The 17969-nt window shown below is 46.6% G+C and carries 16 protein-coding genes; 1 reads left to right on the plus strand and 15 read right to left on the minus strand.

Annotation, left to right across the window (positions count from 1 at the left end; genetic code table 11):
* Position 1: 1 nt before the first annotated feature.
* The 15 genes from WMO62_RS07630 to WMO62_RS07695 form a co-directional block, all read right to left on the minus strand.
* Positions 2–970 (minus strand): RluA family pseudouridine synthase, encoded by a 969-nt coding sequence (locus WMO62_RS07630; protein ID WP_349144293.1) that lies wholly within the window; start codon positions 968–970, stop codon positions 2–4.
* Between the two features lie 35 nt (positions 971–1005).
* Positions 1006–1605: a hypothetical protein gene (locus WMO62_RS07635; protein ID WP_117496113.1), complete on the minus strand. Its 600-nt coding sequence runs from the start codon at positions 1603–1605 to the stop codon at positions 1006–1008.
* A gap of 6 nt (positions 1606–1611) precedes the next feature.
* Entirely contained in the window at positions 1612–3618 is a 2007-nt protein-coding gene (locus WMO62_RS07640; protein ID WP_349144294.1) for a YgiQ family radical SAM protein, read from the minus strand.
* Positions 3611–4345, minus strand: a complete 735-nt coding sequence (locus WMO62_RS07645) for a pseudouridine synthase (protein WP_118438294.1) — start codon at positions 4343–4345, stop codon at positions 3611–3613. The genes WMO62_RS07640 and WMO62_RS07645 overlap by 8 nt, the downstream gene beginning before the upstream one ends.
* The gene (locus tag WMO62_RS07650; RefSeq protein WP_117496116.1) at positions 4342–5718 is read right to left on the minus strand and encodes an RsmF rRNA methyltransferase first C-terminal domain-containing protein; all 1377 of its coding nucleotides are present in this window, start codon (positions 5716–5718) and stop codon (positions 4342–4344) included. Before WMO62_RS07650 ends, WMO62_RS07645 begins: the two co-directional genes overlap by 4 nt.
* On the minus strand, positions 5715–8600 hold the full coding sequence (gene recD2 / locus WMO62_RS07655) for an SF1B family DNA helicase RecD2 (RefSeq protein ID WP_349144295.1): 2886 nt from the start codon (positions 8598–8600) through the stop codon (positions 5715–5717). The genes WMO62_RS07650 and recD2 overlap by 4 nt, the downstream gene beginning before the upstream one ends.
* 25 nt (positions 8601–8625) lie before the next feature.
* A complete protein-coding gene (locus WMO62_RS07660) occupies positions 8626–9894 on the minus strand; it encodes an L-cysteine desulfidase family protein (RefSeq protein WP_117496394.1) in 1269 nt (422 codons plus the stop codon).
* Between the two features lie 268 nt (positions 9895–10162).
* Positions 10163–11842 carry a recombinase family protein gene (locus tag WMO62_RS07665; RefSeq protein WP_349144296.1) on the minus strand — a complete coding sequence of 560 codons (1680 nt, stop codon included), beginning with the start codon at positions 11840–11842 and terminating at the stop codon, positions 10163–10165.
* A gap of 116 nt (positions 11843–11958) precedes the next feature.
* On the minus strand, positions 11959–12090 hold the full coding sequence (locus WMO62_RS15900; RefSeq protein ID WP_435390470.1) for a DUF6870 family protein: 132 nt from the start codon (positions 12088–12090) through the stop codon (positions 11959–11961).
* The gene (locus tag WMO62_RS07670) at positions 12032–12226 is read right to left on the minus strand and encodes a hypothetical protein (RefSeq protein WP_435390471.1); all 195 of its coding nucleotides are present in this window, start codon (positions 12224–12226) and stop codon (positions 12032–12034) included. The genes WMO62_RS15900 and WMO62_RS07670 overlap by 59 nt, the downstream gene beginning before the upstream one ends.
* A 434-nt stretch (positions 12227–12660) precedes the next feature.
* Positions 12661–13071 (minus strand): RNA polymerase sigma factor, encoded by a 411-nt coding sequence (locus WMO62_RS07675; protein ID WP_349144297.1) that lies wholly within the window; start codon positions 13069–13071, stop codon positions 12661–12663.
* Between the two features lie 431 nt (positions 13072–13502).
* The gene (locus tag WMO62_RS07680; RefSeq protein ID WP_349144298.1) at positions 13503–14375 is read right to left on the minus strand and encodes a hypothetical protein; all 873 of its coding nucleotides are present in this window, start codon (positions 14373–14375) and stop codon (positions 13503–13505) included.
* Positions 14376–14506: 131 nt separating this feature from the next.
* Positions 14507–15919, minus strand: a complete 1413-nt coding sequence (locus WMO62_RS07685; protein WP_349144299.1) for a sensor histidine kinase — start codon at positions 15917–15919, stop codon at positions 14507–14509.
* On the minus strand, positions 15903–16574 hold the full coding sequence (locus WMO62_RS07690) for a response regulator transcription factor (protein ID WP_349144300.1): 672 nt from the start codon (positions 16572–16574) through the stop codon (positions 15903–15905). Before WMO62_RS07690 ends, WMO62_RS07685 begins: the two co-directional genes overlap by 17 nt.
* A 305-nt stretch (positions 16575–16879) precedes the next feature.
* On the minus strand, positions 16880–17320 hold the full coding sequence (locus WMO62_RS07695; protein ID WP_349144301.1) for a helix-turn-helix domain-containing protein: 441 nt from the start codon (positions 17318–17320) through the stop codon (positions 16880–16882).
* A gap of 278 nt (positions 17321–17598) precedes the next feature.
* On the opposite strand from WMO62_RS07695, the gene WMO62_RS07700 reads away from it, so the two are divergent.
* Positions 17599–17901: a hypothetical protein gene (locus tag WMO62_RS07700; RefSeq protein WP_349144302.1), complete on the plus strand. Its 303-nt coding sequence runs from the start codon at positions 17599–17601 to the stop codon at positions 17899–17901.
* Positions 17902–17969: the final 68 nt, after the last annotated feature.

The following is a 17969-nucleotide window of genomic DNA, read 5'->3' on the forward strand; positions in this document are numbered from 1 at the left end:
GTCACATCACTTTCTGCATAATTTTATTCATCAGCTCCGGCACAGGAGCTTCCACCACTTTTTGGGACAAGTCCGTCAGCGGTGCTGCCAGTTCTGGAAACTCCAGACGCCACGCATGGAGCAGCTGACGGTTCAGTTTGAATTCTTTACGATAGTACTCATTGATCTTCATATCCCCATATTTAGGATCTCCGATGATCGGATGTCCCACAGATGCCAGATGTGCGCGGATCTGATGAGGTTTTCCTGTCACCAGCTTCACTTTTAAAAGAGTAGCCTCAGAGGAAACCTTCATTGGCTCATATTCTGTGATGATCTGAGCAGCATCTTCCACTGGAGCTTTCAGGATCTCCACCTGGTTAGACTTTTCATCCTTCCGAAGCCATCCTTCCAGCCGCTGTCCTTCCTTCATGGCACCATGGATCAGACACAGATAATACTTGTGAAGGGAGCGATCCTGCAAAAGCTCTGCCATTCTCTGCAGCCCGATCATGGATTTTCCGCAGATGACGATTCCACTGGTATTCCGGTCCAGACGGTTGCATACTGACGGACGAAATGCTTTTTCTTCCAGGCTCCACTGACCGCTTTTACTAAGATACCCTAAGACATACTCATTGAGAGATACATCCTTATAGGCTGCCTTCTGGGTCAGCATGCCCGCCGGTTTGTTCACCAGCAACACATGGGAATCTTCATATAAGATGTCCAGCTTTGCAGTTGGAAACTGTTCTTTTGCGGTCTGCTGTTTTCCTGCAAACTTTTCATAAGTCTCATCCGATAAAAAGAGGCGGATCTCATCCCCGGCTTTCAATTTTTCACTGCCATCTGCCTTTTTCCCATTTAATGTAATATTTTTCTTCCGAAGCATTTTATGGAGGAAGCCGCCAGAAGCCTCTTTCAGATAACTTCCCAACAGCTTTAAGAGCTTCTGTCCTTCCTCCTGCTCATGTACGGTGATTAATTTCATTGCTAAAATCTCACTTTATCATACTATACATAATATTATAATGTAATTGCCATCAACAGATATTTGACAATCTCATCGCGGCTTAAGCCTGGATAACGGTCATCCTCACGGAACGGAACCTCCTCCGGTTCTCTGGTTCCCAAGGATTCCACCCGATCCATAAATGCTCGTTTTTCCGTAAATATCTTCACATTCTGCTTATAAGAATTTTTTTTCAGAATGTCCTTGATATGCGCCTCCAGCCTGGAGCTGTCAGTGTTCTTATCACTGGCATATCCGATCACATCCCGTCCAGACAACACGATACAGTCCACATAATAATTTTTCTCATATGTGGTAAATACATTTTCATAGATGGAAATGCAGTCTCCCTTCAGCTTTTCCGTCTCCTCACACAGGCTCTTGTCCATAGAATGATATTTACTTGCCAGAAGGGCATGTACCACCTGATTGCAGCCGGGCAGACAGCCAACGATGACCATGACAGTAACCACTGTATTGCGGGTTCCGTTGATCGCCCATGCCACTAAAAATATAATGATCGGAATGGACAGAAATAATGCTGCCTTTTTCCATTCATGAGCTTTCAGTCTGTCTAAATATCCGTAGGTTCCTTTGTTTAACTTGTTCTTCATCTGTCTCTACTTCTTTCTGTGTACATTTCGGATGATCTTTTTCTTCTGTGTCGGGCGGCGTTCCTGAGTCTGTCCCTGGTTCTGACTGCGGCTCTGCGTATTGTTACGGTCAGCAGTTCTTCCAGACAATGCTCCACGTCCTCGACCTGCAGACCTTTTCTCCACACGTCTATTATCGTCTCTATGTGCCGCACGTCCGTCACCTCGCGCCTGATCAGGTCTTAGCAGACATTTTGGTCCATATCCGATCAGATCTTCTCTTCCTGCTTTCAGCAGTGCTTCCCGCACCAGTACACGATTTGCCGGATTTCGATACTGGATCAGTGCACGCTGCATCTCCTTTTCATGAGGATCCTTCGGAACATATACAGCTGTCATGGTTCTTGGATCCAGTCCCGTATAATACATACAGGTAGAGATGGTGGACGGTGTAGGATAAAAATCCTGTACCTGTTCCGGCATATAGCCCAGATCTCTGCAGTATTCTGCCAGTTCCACAGCTTCCTTCATGGTACTTCCCGGATGGGAGGACATAAGATAGGGTACCAGATACTGCTTCAGTCCCAGACGCTCGTTCATCTTCTTATATTGTCTGCAGAACTCCTGATAAACTGCTGCCTTTGGCTTTCCAAGGCAGGCAAGTACCGGATCAGACACATGCTCCGGCGCCACCTTTAACTGCCCACTCACATGATAACGGCACAATTCTTCCAGAAATGTGCTCTTTTTGTCTGCCAGCACATAATCAAATCGGATGCCTGACCGGATAAACACTTTCTTTACTTTTGGCAATGCACGCAGTTTTCGAAGCAGTGCAATATAATCGCTGTGATCTGCTCTCAGATTCTTGCATGGTTCCGGGAACAGGCATTGCTTATGTGGACATACGCCCTTTGTCATCTGCTTCTCACAGGCCGGTGCCCGGAAGTCTGCGGTAGGTCCTCCCACATCATGGATATAGCCCTTAAAATCTGGTTCTTCAATCATCAGCTTCGCTTCTTTGATCAGAGACTCATGGCTTCTCGCCTGAATGATCCGTCCCTGATGGAAGGTCAGCGCACAGAAAGAACAGCCTCCAAAGCAGCCGCGGCAGCTGACCAGACTGAATTTTACTTCGGAAAGTGCCGGAATGCCGCCTGCTGCGTCATACATAGGATGCCATGTTCTCTGAAACGGCAGATCATAGACCTGATCCATCTCTTCCATGGTCAGCGGTTCTGAAGCCGGGTTCTGCACGATAAAACAGTTCTGAGAATAAGGCTCCACCAGCCGTTTTCCAGAAAACGGATCTGTATTGCTGTACTGAATATAGAAGCTCTCCGCATATTTTTTCTTATCTTTACAGATGCTTTCATAGTCAGGAAGCACCGTATAGTCACTGATCTCATCCAGAGAGCGCACCTTGCAGACAGTTCCCGGAATATAAGTAATGTCTTTTACCGGCATACCGGCATCCAGAGCATCTGCAATAGCAACGATCGACCTTTCTCCCATACCATAAGATACCAGATCAGCACCGCTTTCCAGCAAAATCGATCTGCGCAGGCTGTCTGACCAGTAATCATAATGTGCCATACGCCTAAGAGATGCTTCGATTCCTCCCGCAATGATCGGCACATGCTTATATTTCTGACGGATCAGGTTACAGTAGACGATCACTGCCCGATCCGGTCTTTTTCCCATCTCTCCGCCCGGTGTGTAGGAATCCACTTTTCTATGCTTCTTTGCCACCGAATAATGATTCACCATAGAGTCCATATTACCGGCGCTGACAAGAAAACCAAGCCGTGGCTCTCCCAGTGCCATGATACTTTCCGCATGACGGAAATCCGGCTGGGCAATAATCCCCACCTGATAGCCATGACTCTCCAGCAGTCTGCTGATGATCGCCGGTCCAAAAGACGGATGATCCACATAGGCATCACCGATCACATAGACAAAATCCAGCTGATCGATACCACGCTCCTCCATATCCGCTCTGCTCACCGGCAGAAATCTCATTCTGTCACTCATTCTTATCAGTTCCTCTCTGCTTCGTCAGACCTTCCAGTTCTGCTTCTGTCAACGGCCGGTACTCTTCCGGCGGCAATGTCTCGTCCAGCACCAGACTTCCCATGGACAGACGCTTTAAGTAGGTCACTTTGCATCCCACCGCTTCAAACATTCGCTTGATCTGATGAAACCGTCCTTCGTGGATCGTAACCTCGATCTCACTGACCGGACCGGATAACAGGATCGTCAGAACTGCCGGCAGTGTCTTCTTCTCGTCTCCAATATCCAGACCCTCACGGAACTGCTTAACATGTTCCTCAGTGACCTGTCCGTCGATCTTTGCATAGTAAGTCTTATCCACATGCTTTTTCGGGGACAGCAGCCGGTGTGCCAGCTCACCGTCATCGGTCAAAAGCAATAAGCCTTCCGTATCTTTGTCCAGTCTTCCCACCGGAAACAGACCATTTTTCCGATCTTCCGGTCTCACAAGATCCAGCACCGTCTTCTCCCGGTTGTCTTCGGTTGCAGATACCACCCCTGCAGGTTTATGGAGCATCAGATAGATGTTCTTCTGATAAGATGCTTTTTTCCCCTGGCAGAGAATCTGATCTGTTGTCTCATTGATCTTTAATTCAGGCTTTTTTACCACTTCGCCATTAACCATGACCTGTCCTTTTTTCAACAGATCTTTCACCTGGCTTCTGGTGCCAAATCCGGTCTCACATAAATATTTATCCAGGCGCATCATGCGTTCATCCTCCAGCCGGAGAAATATTTATTCCGAAGAGTTCCACGGATCAGCTTTCCCCAGCCCAGCGGATACCCATCCACACATACCAGCTGCCAGCCTGCATCTTTGGTACTCTCTCCATCCTCAATCTCGATAGTCTCTCCCTTCAGATAGCGGATGATCCGCTCGTCTGTAGCTGGAAGATCGATGACTGATGCATATTCCTCCTTTTTCAGAACCATGGCAAATGCCTGGCTCGGCTCAAATCGTTTTTTCAGGAGTTCACCCATATAAAGACCGGAGCGTAAGAATCGAAGCCCTTTGCAGCCGCTTAAGCCCTCCGGCATCAAAAATACTTTGGTATCTTTGATCTGAATTCTGGTTGTATCAACAGGCATGGACACATCTTTCAGAAAATCTGTCAGCTCCTGCGGAAGCTTCGACGGTTTTCCAGCTGACTCCAGCGCATTTGGCGTACGCTCTCCATCTTTCTGAAGCAATGCCAGAAAATGTCCCTCCCCATCGATCTTATGAGGAAACAGACGAACACATTTTTCCAGTGGAAATGTACTGTCCACCAGTTCTGGCTGTCCTGGCGCAAAGCCTTCACTCTGCGGAATATCCAGCAGATGGAACTCCGGATGATTGCTCAGAAAATAATCCATGCTTCCTTCATTTTCCAGTTTAGAGAAGGTACAGGTAGAATAAAGCATGGTTCCACCCGGCTTCAGCAGGTTTGCTGCCTGATCCAGGATCTCCCGCTGCATTTTGGAAAACACCTCCGGTCCCTGACGTTCCCACGCCGGGATCATATGAGCCTGTTTCCGGAACATTCCCTCACCGGAGCATGGAGCATCGATCAGGATCTTATCAAAATATTCATGAAAATACCGGTCTAACTTGTCTCCCATCTCACTGGTCACCAGAATATTTGGGAGACCAAATACTTCCAGATTCTTCAGCAGAGCTTTTGTCCGAGATGCGCTGGCATCGTTGGCAACCAGCAGACCCTCATGGCGAAGCTTTGCACCAAGCTCCGTTGCTTTTCCACCCGGAGCCGCACACAGATCCAGTACCCGTTCTCCCGGCTCCACCGGAAGGACACTTGCCGGCGTCATGGCACTTGGCTCCTGAATATAATAAAGACCTGCATAGTAATAAGGATGCTTTGTCGGCGCATCCTCTTCTGTATAATAATATCCATTGGGAGTCCATGGTACCCTCCGAAGAGTCTTGAATGGGCTGATCCTCTCAAATTCCTCGACAGAGATCTTGGAAGTATTGACTCTTAAGCCTGTAAACTTCGGTTTCTCGTAGCTTTCCAGATATTCTGGAAGCTCCGGACCTAATATTTCTTTCATTTGTTCTACAAATATCTGTGGAAGATTCATCTATCGTTATCTGTTCCTTTCTGTATTTCTCCCTGCAACCTTTCTTTCAGCAGCGTATTCCGCCGGTTGACTGTTACATGATGTACTGCATAGGAAATGGCTTTCTTCGTTCCTACCAGTACCAGTATTTTCTTTGCTCTCGTAATGCCTGTATAGATCAGATTCCGCTGAAGCATGACATAATGATTCATGAGCACCGGCATCACGACAATCGGATATTCACTTCCCTGTGCCTTATGGATCGTAGTTGCATAAGCATGAACCAGTTCATCCAGCTCCGATGCATCATATTCGATCAGATGTCCGTCAAAATCCACCTGAAGTGTCCGCCCCTGAATATCCACGGAGGCAACGATTCCGATATCTCCGTTAAATATCTCTTTATCATAATTATTACGGATCTGCATGACCTTGTCATTGACCCGGAATATATAACCACTGCGCCGTAAGCCATCGCCCGTCGGATTCAAAGCCGCCTGTAATGCCAGATTCAGATTGGTCGCACCTACCACGCCTTTCTGCATCGGTGTGAGCACCTGGATCTGAGAGGATGGTGTCTGGTAATATCTGGATAGCTTCGTCTGCACCAGATTCACGATCTCAGCCACTGCTTCTTCCGGATCCTCCTTTTCTGTAAAGAAGAAATCGGTCGTCTTCCCGTTAGACAGATCCGGCAGCAGTCCTTCATTGATCCGATGAGCATTCATGATGATCCTGCTGGACTGCGCCTGTCGGAAAATCTTCGTCAGACGCACTACCTTACACACACCCGAATCCATCAGATCCCGCAGTACATTTCCTGCCCCCACCGATGGAAGCTGATCAATATCACCCACCAGCACCAGACGCATATGTGGAGGAATGGCGCGTAGCAGAGCATTCATCAGCACAATATCGATCATAGAACACTCATCTACGATCAACACATCCCCTTCTAGCGGATTCTCTTCATTTTTCTGATAACCTTCCGGCGGTTTTGCTTCCAGCAGCCGGTGGAGCGTCTTTGCTTCCAGCCCTGTCGCTTCCGTCATCCGCTTGGCTGCCCGCCCTGTCGGTGCCGCCAGCAATATGTTCAATCCAAATGTCTGATATGCGGAAATGATGCCTCTGACAGTGGTGGTCTTACCTGTTCCTGGACCACCCGTGAGCACCATCACTTTGCAGGTCGCCGCCTGCCTGATGGCCTCCGCCTGTACCTCATCATACTCCATCTGCAGTTTCTGTTCAATCTTTCTGACATCTATGGAAAGCTCCTGATTACCGGTCTTCTCCCTGGCAGCCATTAAGGATTTCCACAAAAGATCCTCCGCCGGAGCCTCCAATAACCGCTTCAGCTTTCCAGCCGTTCCCGTCTCCGCATAATAAAATGCCGGCAGATAGATCGCCTGTTCTTCTTCCGCGATCTTCTGTCCGAACAGATCCTGATCTGCCATCATCTGATCCAGCGTCATGATCACCGAAGACTCTTCCGCCTCCAGAAGTTCCGTCGCCCGGTCGATCAGCTGCTTCTTTCTGGCATAGACATGTCCTTCATCCGCCAGACTGCTCAGTGTATATAAGATTCCACTCCGTAATCGTACAAAGGCTTCTTTTTCAAATCCCAGCTTCTGTGCGATCCCATCTGCTGTCCGAAATCCGATGCCCCAGATATCATCCGCCAGCCGGAATGGATTTTCTTTCACCTTTTCAATACTTTCATTGCCATACTGTCGATAGATCTTTGCTGCATATGCAGTACTGACTCCATGATCCTGCAAAAACAGCATGACATTTTTAATCTCTTTTTGCTTCTGCCAGCTCTCTTTAATCTGCCGGATCCGCTTCTCGCCGATTCCTTCTACTTCCTTCAGACGGGAGATCTCGCATTCAATCACATCCAGTGTCTCCGTGCCAAACAGTCCTACGATCCGTTTGGCAAATTTCGGTCCAACACCCTTGATCAGACCAGATCCCAGATATTTTTCAATTCCATATATAGTTGCAGGGAGTGTCTCCTCCCAAGTCTCAGCCACAAACTGCCTGCCATACTTACTGTCCACCTTCCAGTTGCCATAGATCAGCAAGACAGATCCTACATTTACATCCAGAAGACTTCCGATGACCGTCACCAGATCCTTATGATTCTTGACCGCACATTTCAGAACTGTGTAACCATTCTCCGGATTCTGGTAAGTGATCCGCTCAACCACACCACGAAGTGTCACCGTGGGGTGTGCGGGCTTCGCTGACTGCTTCGCGATCCCATTCCTGTCTGCAGCATTTCCTTCGGTCTTTGAGACGCCAGTATTGTCCGTCTCTGCCTTCCGCCCTGTATATTCATGCTGTATCGCCCGCTTCTTACGCATCTCAGCTACCATCCGCTCGTAGACCTGCTGGTTCATGCGGCAGTCATTGAGTGCCCGGTGTGCTCCCTCCGGCGATATGCCATAATACTCTGCCAGATCCACCAGCCGATGTCTGGGAAGTTCTGACAGATGCCGTCTTGCCACCTTCAACGTATCTACATAATCATTAGGAACCAACTCTCCGTAATATTTCTCTGCATCACGCCAGATGAATTTCATATCGAAGCTGGCAATATTGTGTCCCACCAGAGTCAATCCTTCTGTGAAATTCAAAAATTCTTGCAGTACCTGTGAAAACAGCGGACAGTCAGCCACCATCTGATCTGTAATGCCATTGACCTGGCTGGCTCCTGCCGGAATGTGCCGTCCAGGATTGACCAGTGTGCTGAACTCATCCACCACCTGACCGGAACGCACCTTCACCGCAGAAATCTCCACCACCTCATCAAAGGTGCGGGAGATTCCAGTAGTTTCCAGATCGAATACCACATAATCCGGAGTATATTTATTCAGTTGGATTCCCTGCTTCTGTGGCATTCGTCTGTTCCCCTGTCATTTATCATTACGGCTCCAGCATGATCTTCAGAATCTCCACATCTGTAGAACGCATGCCTTCTCTTCCCATCCGTCCAAAGCTCTTGATAGTTGCTTCTACATCTTTTTTCACCAGACCTTCACCGCTCTGGAAGCCTCTGTGCTCTGCTGCCATATAATACGCCATGATCGCTGCATCTACAGATGATGCTATCTTGGCTGCACAGGAAGCTTTCGCTCCGTCACAGACAATACCGGATACATTGGCCAGTGTGTTCGTGATCGTCTCAGCAATTGTATCAAAATCTGCTCCGTGCAAATAGGCAATACCGGCACCTGCTCCTGTGGCAGCTGACACTGCTCCACAATATGCACTCAGCTTTCCAAGCTCATTTTTCTGGTAAATCGCCACCAGATTGGATAATACCAGTGCCCGATATTCCTTTTCCTTATCGGCAAACAGATAATCCGCAAATACCGCCACCGGAAGGCTGACCGTCATTCCCTGATTGCCGCTTCCAGAATTGATCATAACCGGAAGTACGCAGCCGTTCATTCTTGCATCACTTCCCGCTGCCGGAAGGGCTTTGGCACGATTTCGTACATCATCACCATAATATTTCAGAATCGTTGCCCCTACATTTGCTCCGTAGGATTTTGTCAGACCTTCTTTGGCAATGCTCATGTTATAAGCCAGCTGCCGGTCAATCAGATCCTTGATCTCATCGATCTTCACTGTCTGGGCAAATTCATAAATATCTTTCAGATTCAGAAGTGTCCTGTCTGTGGAAGCTGCACTGTCTGCCTCCATCTCCTTGGAAAAGATCACCTGTCCGTTTTTCTCCAGTCGTACAATATTCGTATGGGAAAATGCGATCTCCGCCAGTGCGGTATCCTCACCAGCCTTCAGTTCTACGATAATCTGCAGATTGGATACCCCTTCCAGCAGTTCCACATGACAGATCTTCTTTTTCAGGAGCTCTCTTGTAATCTTAAGATCCTCATCTGTCACATCCACCAGCACTTCCAGTTTCTTCTCTGCATTACCGCCTACAGCTCCAAGAATGGCACTGGTTTCAATCCCTTTTAAGTCTCCCGTCGTAGGAACAATGACAGCCTTCACATTTTTGATAATATTTCCACTGCAGCTCACCACGATCTCCTCTGGCAGCTTTCCAAGAATCTCACGGGCTTTTGCTGCCGCATAAGCAATGGCGATCGGTTCGGTACACCCAAGTGCCGGAACCAGTTCCTCCTTCAAAATAGCTATATATTCTTCGTAAACGTGCTGATCCATCTTCTGTTCAACCCTTTCCACATGTATTTCTCTTATACCCTTTACACTATACAATATTTCATGAACTTTTCCAATAAAAAAATACCCCTCCCTGATTGATATGTACCCAGAATCCTGGACACATATTTACGAACTAAGCTGAACACATGGATGCTAGCCTGTATTGCACAGGTGGCATCCATTTTGTTTTTGCCTGAATTCTTTTGTTATTATAATATGATTAGCTCCTATTAGGAAAACACACTGTCAAAGGGGTATGTAGCGGGGGTTAGCCCGCTACTGCGGGTTTTGTGGTGTTGATTTCAATGTATTCTGCTATGCGTCTAAATTCATCCGCAAACTTAAATTTCACACTAATGTTTCCATTCTCATAAACCTTGATATGGTCGATCAGCTCAACGAGAAGTTCCCGGAAAAGCTGGTCGATATTTTGATGTTTTGTAAAGGCCACCAATGCGGGATGCTCACTCTTTACACCGTTTGCCAGTTCCGCCCGTTCAGCGTTCAGCCGGGCCAGTACATCCGTAAGAGCGATGGTCTGTCGTTCATAATCGGCTTTCATATCCCGGTAGTCCTGCTGGGTTATTTCCCCGTCTTTCCAGTCTTGATAAAGGGACTGCTTGTAGCGGCTGATTTTTGCCAGTTCCCGCTCTTTCGCAGCAATCAGTTCTTCCAAACGGATAGACTGGCTCTTTTTGACCGGGGCGGTGTTAATGCGGGCAATCATTTCCGAGTATGAAACAGCCAGATGGATTTGCTGTTGTACTGCAAAGAGGACAGCGGCCTCCAGACGGTTATGCTTGATTGAGTGCATTGTGCAGGCTGTCCGGGAGCGGTTCTTGTAGGTGGAGCAGGCATAGTACACATTATTGTTGTTGCCTACGCTCCGGGTAATTGCCCGCCCACAGTCAGCACATTTCAGAAAACCGCTGAACAGGTGGACTTCCCGGCCTTTTGGAGAAGTACGGGTATCACGCTGTAAAAGAGCCTGTACCTTATCAAAGGTTTCATAATCAATGATTGACTCATGCGTACCAGCTACTTCCACCCATTCTTCACGGGGGACGCTTTCAACCTCGTGTACCTTATAGCTTTTTACCCGATTGCGGCCCTGCGCCAAATCCCCGGTATAGGTGGGGTTCGTAAGAATGGAGTGGATCATGCGGGCTCTCCACATGGGATCGTCATATCCTCTTGTTGAAACAGGTATGCCCTTTTGCAGTTTATAAGCCGAGGGGCTGGGTACGCCGTGTTCATTCAGATACAAAGCGATGGCCCGTTTCGATGTTCCTTTTAGAAACAAAGAGAAAATCAGTTTGACGATTTCAGCGGCATCGGGATCGATGATCAACTGGTGCTTGTCCTTTGGGTACTTTACATATCCATAAGGAGCAAATGCGCCGATGTACTGCCCGTTGCGCCTCTTATAGTCAAATACCTGGCGAATTTTCTTTGAGGTCTGGTAGCAGTATTGATCGTTCATTACATTCGTAATCGGGACGATAATACTGGAAACGCTGTCCGGGTTGAGATAGCTGTCCACATTTTCAGCAAGACTGATAAAACGGACACCCATTTGCACAAACAGGTTATCAATCAGACTTCCCGCATCACTGTAATTTCTTGCAAAACGGGAAAGGTCTTTTACTACCACGCAGTTGATTTTCCCGCTCATTACATCGGAAAGGAGCCGCTGGAAATTTTCCCGGTTGGCGTCCGTTCCTGTGTGTCCATCGTCTACATATTCGGAAACACTTTCAAATTCTCCGATATGCTTCTGATAAAAGTCATTGAGCAGATCACGCTGGTTGATGACGCTGTTGCTGTCGTCCTTTCCCTTTTTCAAGTCCTCCTTGGAAAGCCGGATGTATTCGCCCAGCCGCCAGCGGCGGACGGTATAAGAGGGAGAGAAACTCTGTTGCAATCCTCTGTTTTTTGTTCGTGCCATTGTTCCTTCTTCCCTATCACATTACATCTATATTATACCTCTGCCCGGGCGAGACAACAAGGATGCCTCCGCCTCGGGACACTTTGTCTCGAAGTAGTAACGGGCCATAACCGAAGTTACAGCCCGCTTTTTTGCCGGAGCAGGAAGTCCGTCAGCGTGTCCTGCAAGGACGGCCCGCTTTCCGCAAATTCAATTTTTACACCGATCCCGCCGATGCAAAAGCAGTATGGATTTTCTACCGCCTGCAAAAACAGAGCGATCCGCTCCTCCCGGGGGGAGAGAGGTGTCAAAGGTCATACCGCTCACATCCGGCAGGGACTCGGGAGCCACTGCGCCGATGTCAACGCTTTTCATTTGTTCCAGTTCCTTTGCCGTTAATCTCACGGTAAAACCTCCTTATCAAAAATAGGATACGCCTCCCGCATATCGTGGGGAAACGCAAGAGGGCAGCACCTAAACGATGCTGCCCTCTTGCCTCACTCCATGTAAGTATAAATATAGAGAACGCCGCTCCCATTTTCTTGCCCTGTCCAAAGACAACCATGCTCAGAGCGGCGTTCCCTCGCAGATAATGGGGCGGCCCTGAGGGACAAGCGGCCAGCCTGTCCTATGCCGGATCGTGGCCGTGGGGTGGCCCGGCCCAGTTGCGGCGTTGGTGTTGTTCGCTCGTTATTCCGAAGAAAAAGTCACAGCGCACCCGCCGTCCGGCTCCCCGGACTATGCCTGGGGCCGCCGCTGTTTATCTGCGGAAAGAAGAATATCTCCTTTCATAAACCGAGACATTTTTTCATCATTTCCAAGTGGGGAAAATGAAAAAATCAAAAAGTTTTTTTCATACGCTCAAGGCCACGCTTGATCGACTGGTGGACAGACTCCTCATGTACGCCCTCGACCTCGGCAATTTCCTTGATGCTCTTTCCGAGAATGATGTGGGCATCAATCCTGCGGCCCTGGATCTCCGGCAAAGAGTTGAGTGCATTCCATAGACGAATGAACAGCTCCATACGCTCCAGTAGCTCCTGGGGCGTTGGCTCATGCAGGCAGGCGGAATATTCGATCCCGTCATCGCAGTCCAGAGAATATTGCGCCTTATGCCGGGAGAGCCGCCGCTGGTAGGCCATTTCGTGCCGGGCATCGGACATAAACACTTCGGCTACCTCGTCAGAAACCTTGATAAACTGATCCTGTGTGTACCAATAATAAAAATCCTTCAGATTGATTGTAGTCATAAATAAACCTCCGTTTCGGTGTTGGGTGGATGAGTGACCGAAACGGGGCTTGGCGGAGAGCGGCACCTCAGGGAGCCGCCCTGCACCTCGGGACACTTTGTCTCGAAGTACAAAAAAGCGCCCGTACAGCAAGACACTATGCAGACGCATGAAATTACATTATCATAATTGTACTGATATATTGTACCTTTATAGCCAGACTGCCCCGGAGGGGGAGCTACGCTTTTTTTAGCTGGTGAAGGTCATGGGAATTGTGAGAAAGTAAGATGGACACGGCGACACCCTCCTATGGGCCGCCGTGGGGTTACTGAATATCCAAAGAGAAACGGCGGCTCTGAAAATCAAAGCCGCCGTTTCAAATAGGCGTATTGATAGGCTGCTGTACGACAGCTTTTTTTCTTTTGCCGTCGTGCGGCAGATAGATGGTTTGTTTAGTTATGGCTTGCATTACCTATGGGCTGATTTCCAGACATTCCGGCCTGTGTATGCTCGTCAAATTCCTCTTGACTGTATTTCTCGATGCCAGTTAATGTTCCGTGATGTTCGCTGTTCAAGTGGCCGTAATCACGAACGGTATAAATGTCTATTGTGCCAACACCACTTCCAAGCGTTCTCATTTCGCCTCGGAATTTTCCGCTGGCGAGGCTTTCACCATTAGAAGTGAGAACATCCCGGAAATAGCGGACTTCCTCACCATTGAAATACCACTGATCCTTTTCGGCATCATAGGTTACTCCAAATGCCTCATACTCTGCAACGAGCTTTGCAGTTTCGCTATCTTCAAGCGGCGTTCCTGCCATAGCAACGGATGTGCTGTTTTTCAACGCCTCAATATCCCGTGCTTCAAATTCCTGCTGGATAAACTCTTTTAAGCCAATCAGTTTACCCGCCGGATCAACGGAGCCGTCAGCCGCTTTTGAAAAGCTCTCTAAATCCCGTACAGCATACACATCTACTGTGCCGTTCTCATTTAGAAAATCAATACCGGCGGTTTCGTTGTTACTGATGGGATAATAGTCCTCAAACCAGCGAACCAAATTCCCGTTATAGGTAAGTTCATCTTTGACCGCGTCATAGGTCATCCCGTATTGTTCATAAGGTGCAAACATTTTTTCTTTGTCTGCGGCGGAGAGTGCCGAGCTGTCCTCGCTGTTTCCCAGCGCCTCAGAACCGCCAAGAGGTTGACTGATTTCTTCCTTGATAACGGGATTACCTTGTTCCTGGCTGTTCTGTGGTGTCGTACTGCATCCAGCCAAACAGCCTAACAAGAGCATGGACGCAGCGCATAATGCCTTTCTTCTCATAGTGTTTACCAATCCTTTCTTTGAATGTACCCCAAGTATAGCAAAGCATTTTGGGATACCTTTGGGATTAGTTTGTGATTTATATGTAGTTAAAAAAAGCGGCAGGTTGTTCACCTGCCGCTGATTGTCCGCTAAATCGTGAAGAAGAATTTAACACCGTTTTCTGTGTTGCAAGCCTCACAATAGCTGTTATGTTGTTGTAAAATTCTTTGAACCATATAAAGCCCTAAGCCGCTACCGCCTGTTCTTCTACTGCGGGATTGCTCCATACGATAAAAAGCGTCAAACAATTTGGGAATATCATCTTCTGGTATATGTGTACCTGTGTTCTCTACGGAGAACAAAAAGCGTCCGTTGGTATTTTGTAAAATAATATCAACGCTTGCTCCATGCGGCGAATACTTTACAGCATTTGAAATCAAATTGGAGAACACCTTTTCAATCAGTAATTTGTTCCCATTGATAAAAGCGGGAGACTGTATAGCAAGATGTATTTGTAGCTCTTTTGTTGCCACTAAATCATCAATCTCCCTCAAATAGCCATGTATCATGGGAGCGCAATCAAAATGCTCCATTTTGAAATCGACATTGGTTTCCAGCCTTGAAATCGTTAATATTTCCTGCACCATCGTTTCAAGCGTAGCTACAACTTCCAAGGATCGGGCAAGATACTTTTCGTGGTCTTTATATGCCCCTATACCCAATAGCATCCCCTCTAATTGACCCTTGATAATGGTGATAGGGGTTTTCAGTTCATGGGAAGCGGAAGAAAAGAAATCTTGTTGTGCCCGTTCCAGCGCCTTTTGATGTTCAATATCCTTTTGGAGCTGGAGATTTGCACTTTGCAACTCCTCCAAGGTAGTAGATAGTTTCCGGGACAGCGTATTCAAGCTATTCTCCAGTACACCCAGCTCGTCAGAACGGCGTTCCTCAAGTTGCCATTCCAGCCGCATATCAGACATTTCTTTAGAAATCCGACTGATTTTTAATACCGGGTTTGTAATGATACGAGAATACACCCAAGCAGTTGCCAACGATACAAGGAGAATAACGCAAAACAAAATCGGTAATACGCTTACAAATGATTGCCGCAGTTCTGCGATTTGAGAGGCTTCTCCATAAACTGTTAAAATATATTGGCTATTATCATCTGCAAATGAGAAGTAATAGCTGTTGGATATAATCGGCGCACTTTCATAAGATGCTCCGCCAAGAGCCTCCCCGGTGATCCCATCGTTAAAGCTATTTTGGTTAGACGGTGTTTCCACCAGAACACCATCAGCAGTATAAAGCTCCACCATGCTAATTGTCGTGTTTTGAAGAAACTGATCAAAAAGTCCGCCGCTATCCTGCATACGGATATGTTCTAATTCATAAACAAAGTCGCTTGTCTGTTCATCTAATGCCGCATTGAGATTGTTAGAATAGGTTTGAGGCATATACCAAGCCAAAACGCCATAGACAAGAAAGCTCACACAGAGTAAAACTGCCACAGTCAGAATAAAGACTTTAGCAAACAGACTGCCTTTAATTCTCTTTATCAACTTTATATCCCACCCCTCTGATTGTTTGAATGAAATCTATTCCCAATTTTTTTCGTAGATTTTTGATATGGGTATCAACAACACGCTCGTCCCCATAAAAATCATATCGCCACAGCTTATCCAACAAGTTCTGCCGGGTCAATATCCGGCCCTGATGGGTCAGCAGTTCCCGCAGTATTTCAAATTCCTTTTGTGTCAGTTCAAAATTAGCTCCGTCCACGGTGGCGGTGTAACTGTCACAGTTCAAAAGCAAATTGCCATAAGTAATGATTTGATACTTTTCATCTGTTTCCCGGTTACTGCGCCGAAGTACAGCCGCAATTTTGCGGAGCAGGACAGGCATAGAAAACGGTTTTGTGATGTAGTCATCCACCTGCAAATCCAATCCTTTAATCTGATCTTCTTCTCCGCTTAATGCGGTTAGCATGATGATAGGAACATCAGATTGCTTGCGTATCAATTCACAGACACTGTAACCGTCAATTTTGGGGAGCATAATGTCCAACACAATCAAGTCATATCGTTCTCCCGCAAATAAAGATAGTGCCTCGACACCATCATTTGCAACAGCTACTTCATATCCTGCTTCTTGTAAAAAATTCTGTAAAAGTTCTTGAATATCAAAATCGTCCTCAACGACTAAAATCCTCTGCATAATAACATCTCCAAAGATAGCGTATCATAGATTTTTGTGATTAAAGTGTAGTTTTCAAATTTTCTTTCTGTTATTATATTATACCTTGTCCGTGTAACATCGGCAACCTTGCCGACGGGCAATAAAATACTACTAAAACATAAAATCGTGTTTCGTTCTCATAGTCAAACCCGAAATGTAAAATAATATAGGGGTGATACTCTATATAGTCTTCAACCGCTTGTGAAAATTCTTCGAAGGAAGAATAATCTTTCTCATAGCCATGTAAGTAGATCTAGCCATATGTATTGCTTTAAGGAGATACTTTAATTGGTATCCCTTTTCTCTGAGTTCTTTGATGATTGCTGCTTTTTCGCCTTGAGTTGCGCAGCCCATTTTTCTTGTCTCAAGGCGATCCGTTTTTTTATTACTTCATTCTCGGCTTTGATATATTCGTTTTCAGCTCTTAAGCGTATCAGTTCTTCTCGTTCCGATTCCGTTAAAGGTAATGGATTGGTTGATTTCTTCATTCTCGGTTCCTTTGTTGGTCGTCCTTTTTTACTTTCTACCAATCCATTATATCCTTGTAATTTATATTTGTGTAGCCATTGATAAAGCATTCCTGGGTTAATACCTGCTTCTATGGCAACTTTCTTCTTTGGTATGCCTGCAATGACCTTTGAAACCAGTTCAAACTTTTCTTCTGGTGTCCAAACCTTATTAAACACCTTATGTTTTAAAACTTCTGGGCCATGTAAATCAACCAATCTGGCCCATTGTCGTATATTACTTTTGAAAGTATCTGGATTCACCCTTCTGGGATATCGGGATAGGAACCTGAAAGATACAATTCAACACACATCAGTTTAAACTCATAACTATAATGCATAAAAATACCCTCCTTACTGGTTGTCCAGTAAAGAGGGTACATATCAGATCTGATGATCCGGTTCACCAGATTTTTACATATATTTTACGTTGCTGCGCTAGTGTTTTTTACATACGCCTGCCTATAATACAGGCATAAAAGAGAGGTGTAAAGAATATGAAAAATCCAAATGTATGTAGAAAAATTATGTATGCTCTTATATTTAGTGGTCTGATCATTGCCAATGGTTCCGCTGTCTTATTCGGAACAGGTACCATGTCACCCGGATTCATCATGGGTGGATTTGTAGCGGTTATCGGAATCGTTTTCGGATTTCTGACTGTCCGTTGCCCTCACTGTGGAAAGCTGCTGAATCTGAAGGGCTGGGACACCGAATATTGTTCACACTGCGGAGAATCCGTAGTGCTTGAAAAGGCTGAAAAAGCCCTTGATTGTAAGTCCTCTAAGGAATTTGCCTGACAAGAAAACAATCGTATCAACAAATAAGAAGCCAGCAAAGCCCTTTGGGCAATGTTGACTTCTTTTTA

This window comes from Hominiventricola aquisgranensis (genome assembly GCF_040096225.1).
GTDB classification, from domain to species: domain Bacteria; phylum Bacillota; class Clostridia; order Lachnospirales; family Lachnospiraceae; genus Hominiventricola; species Hominiventricola aquisgranensis.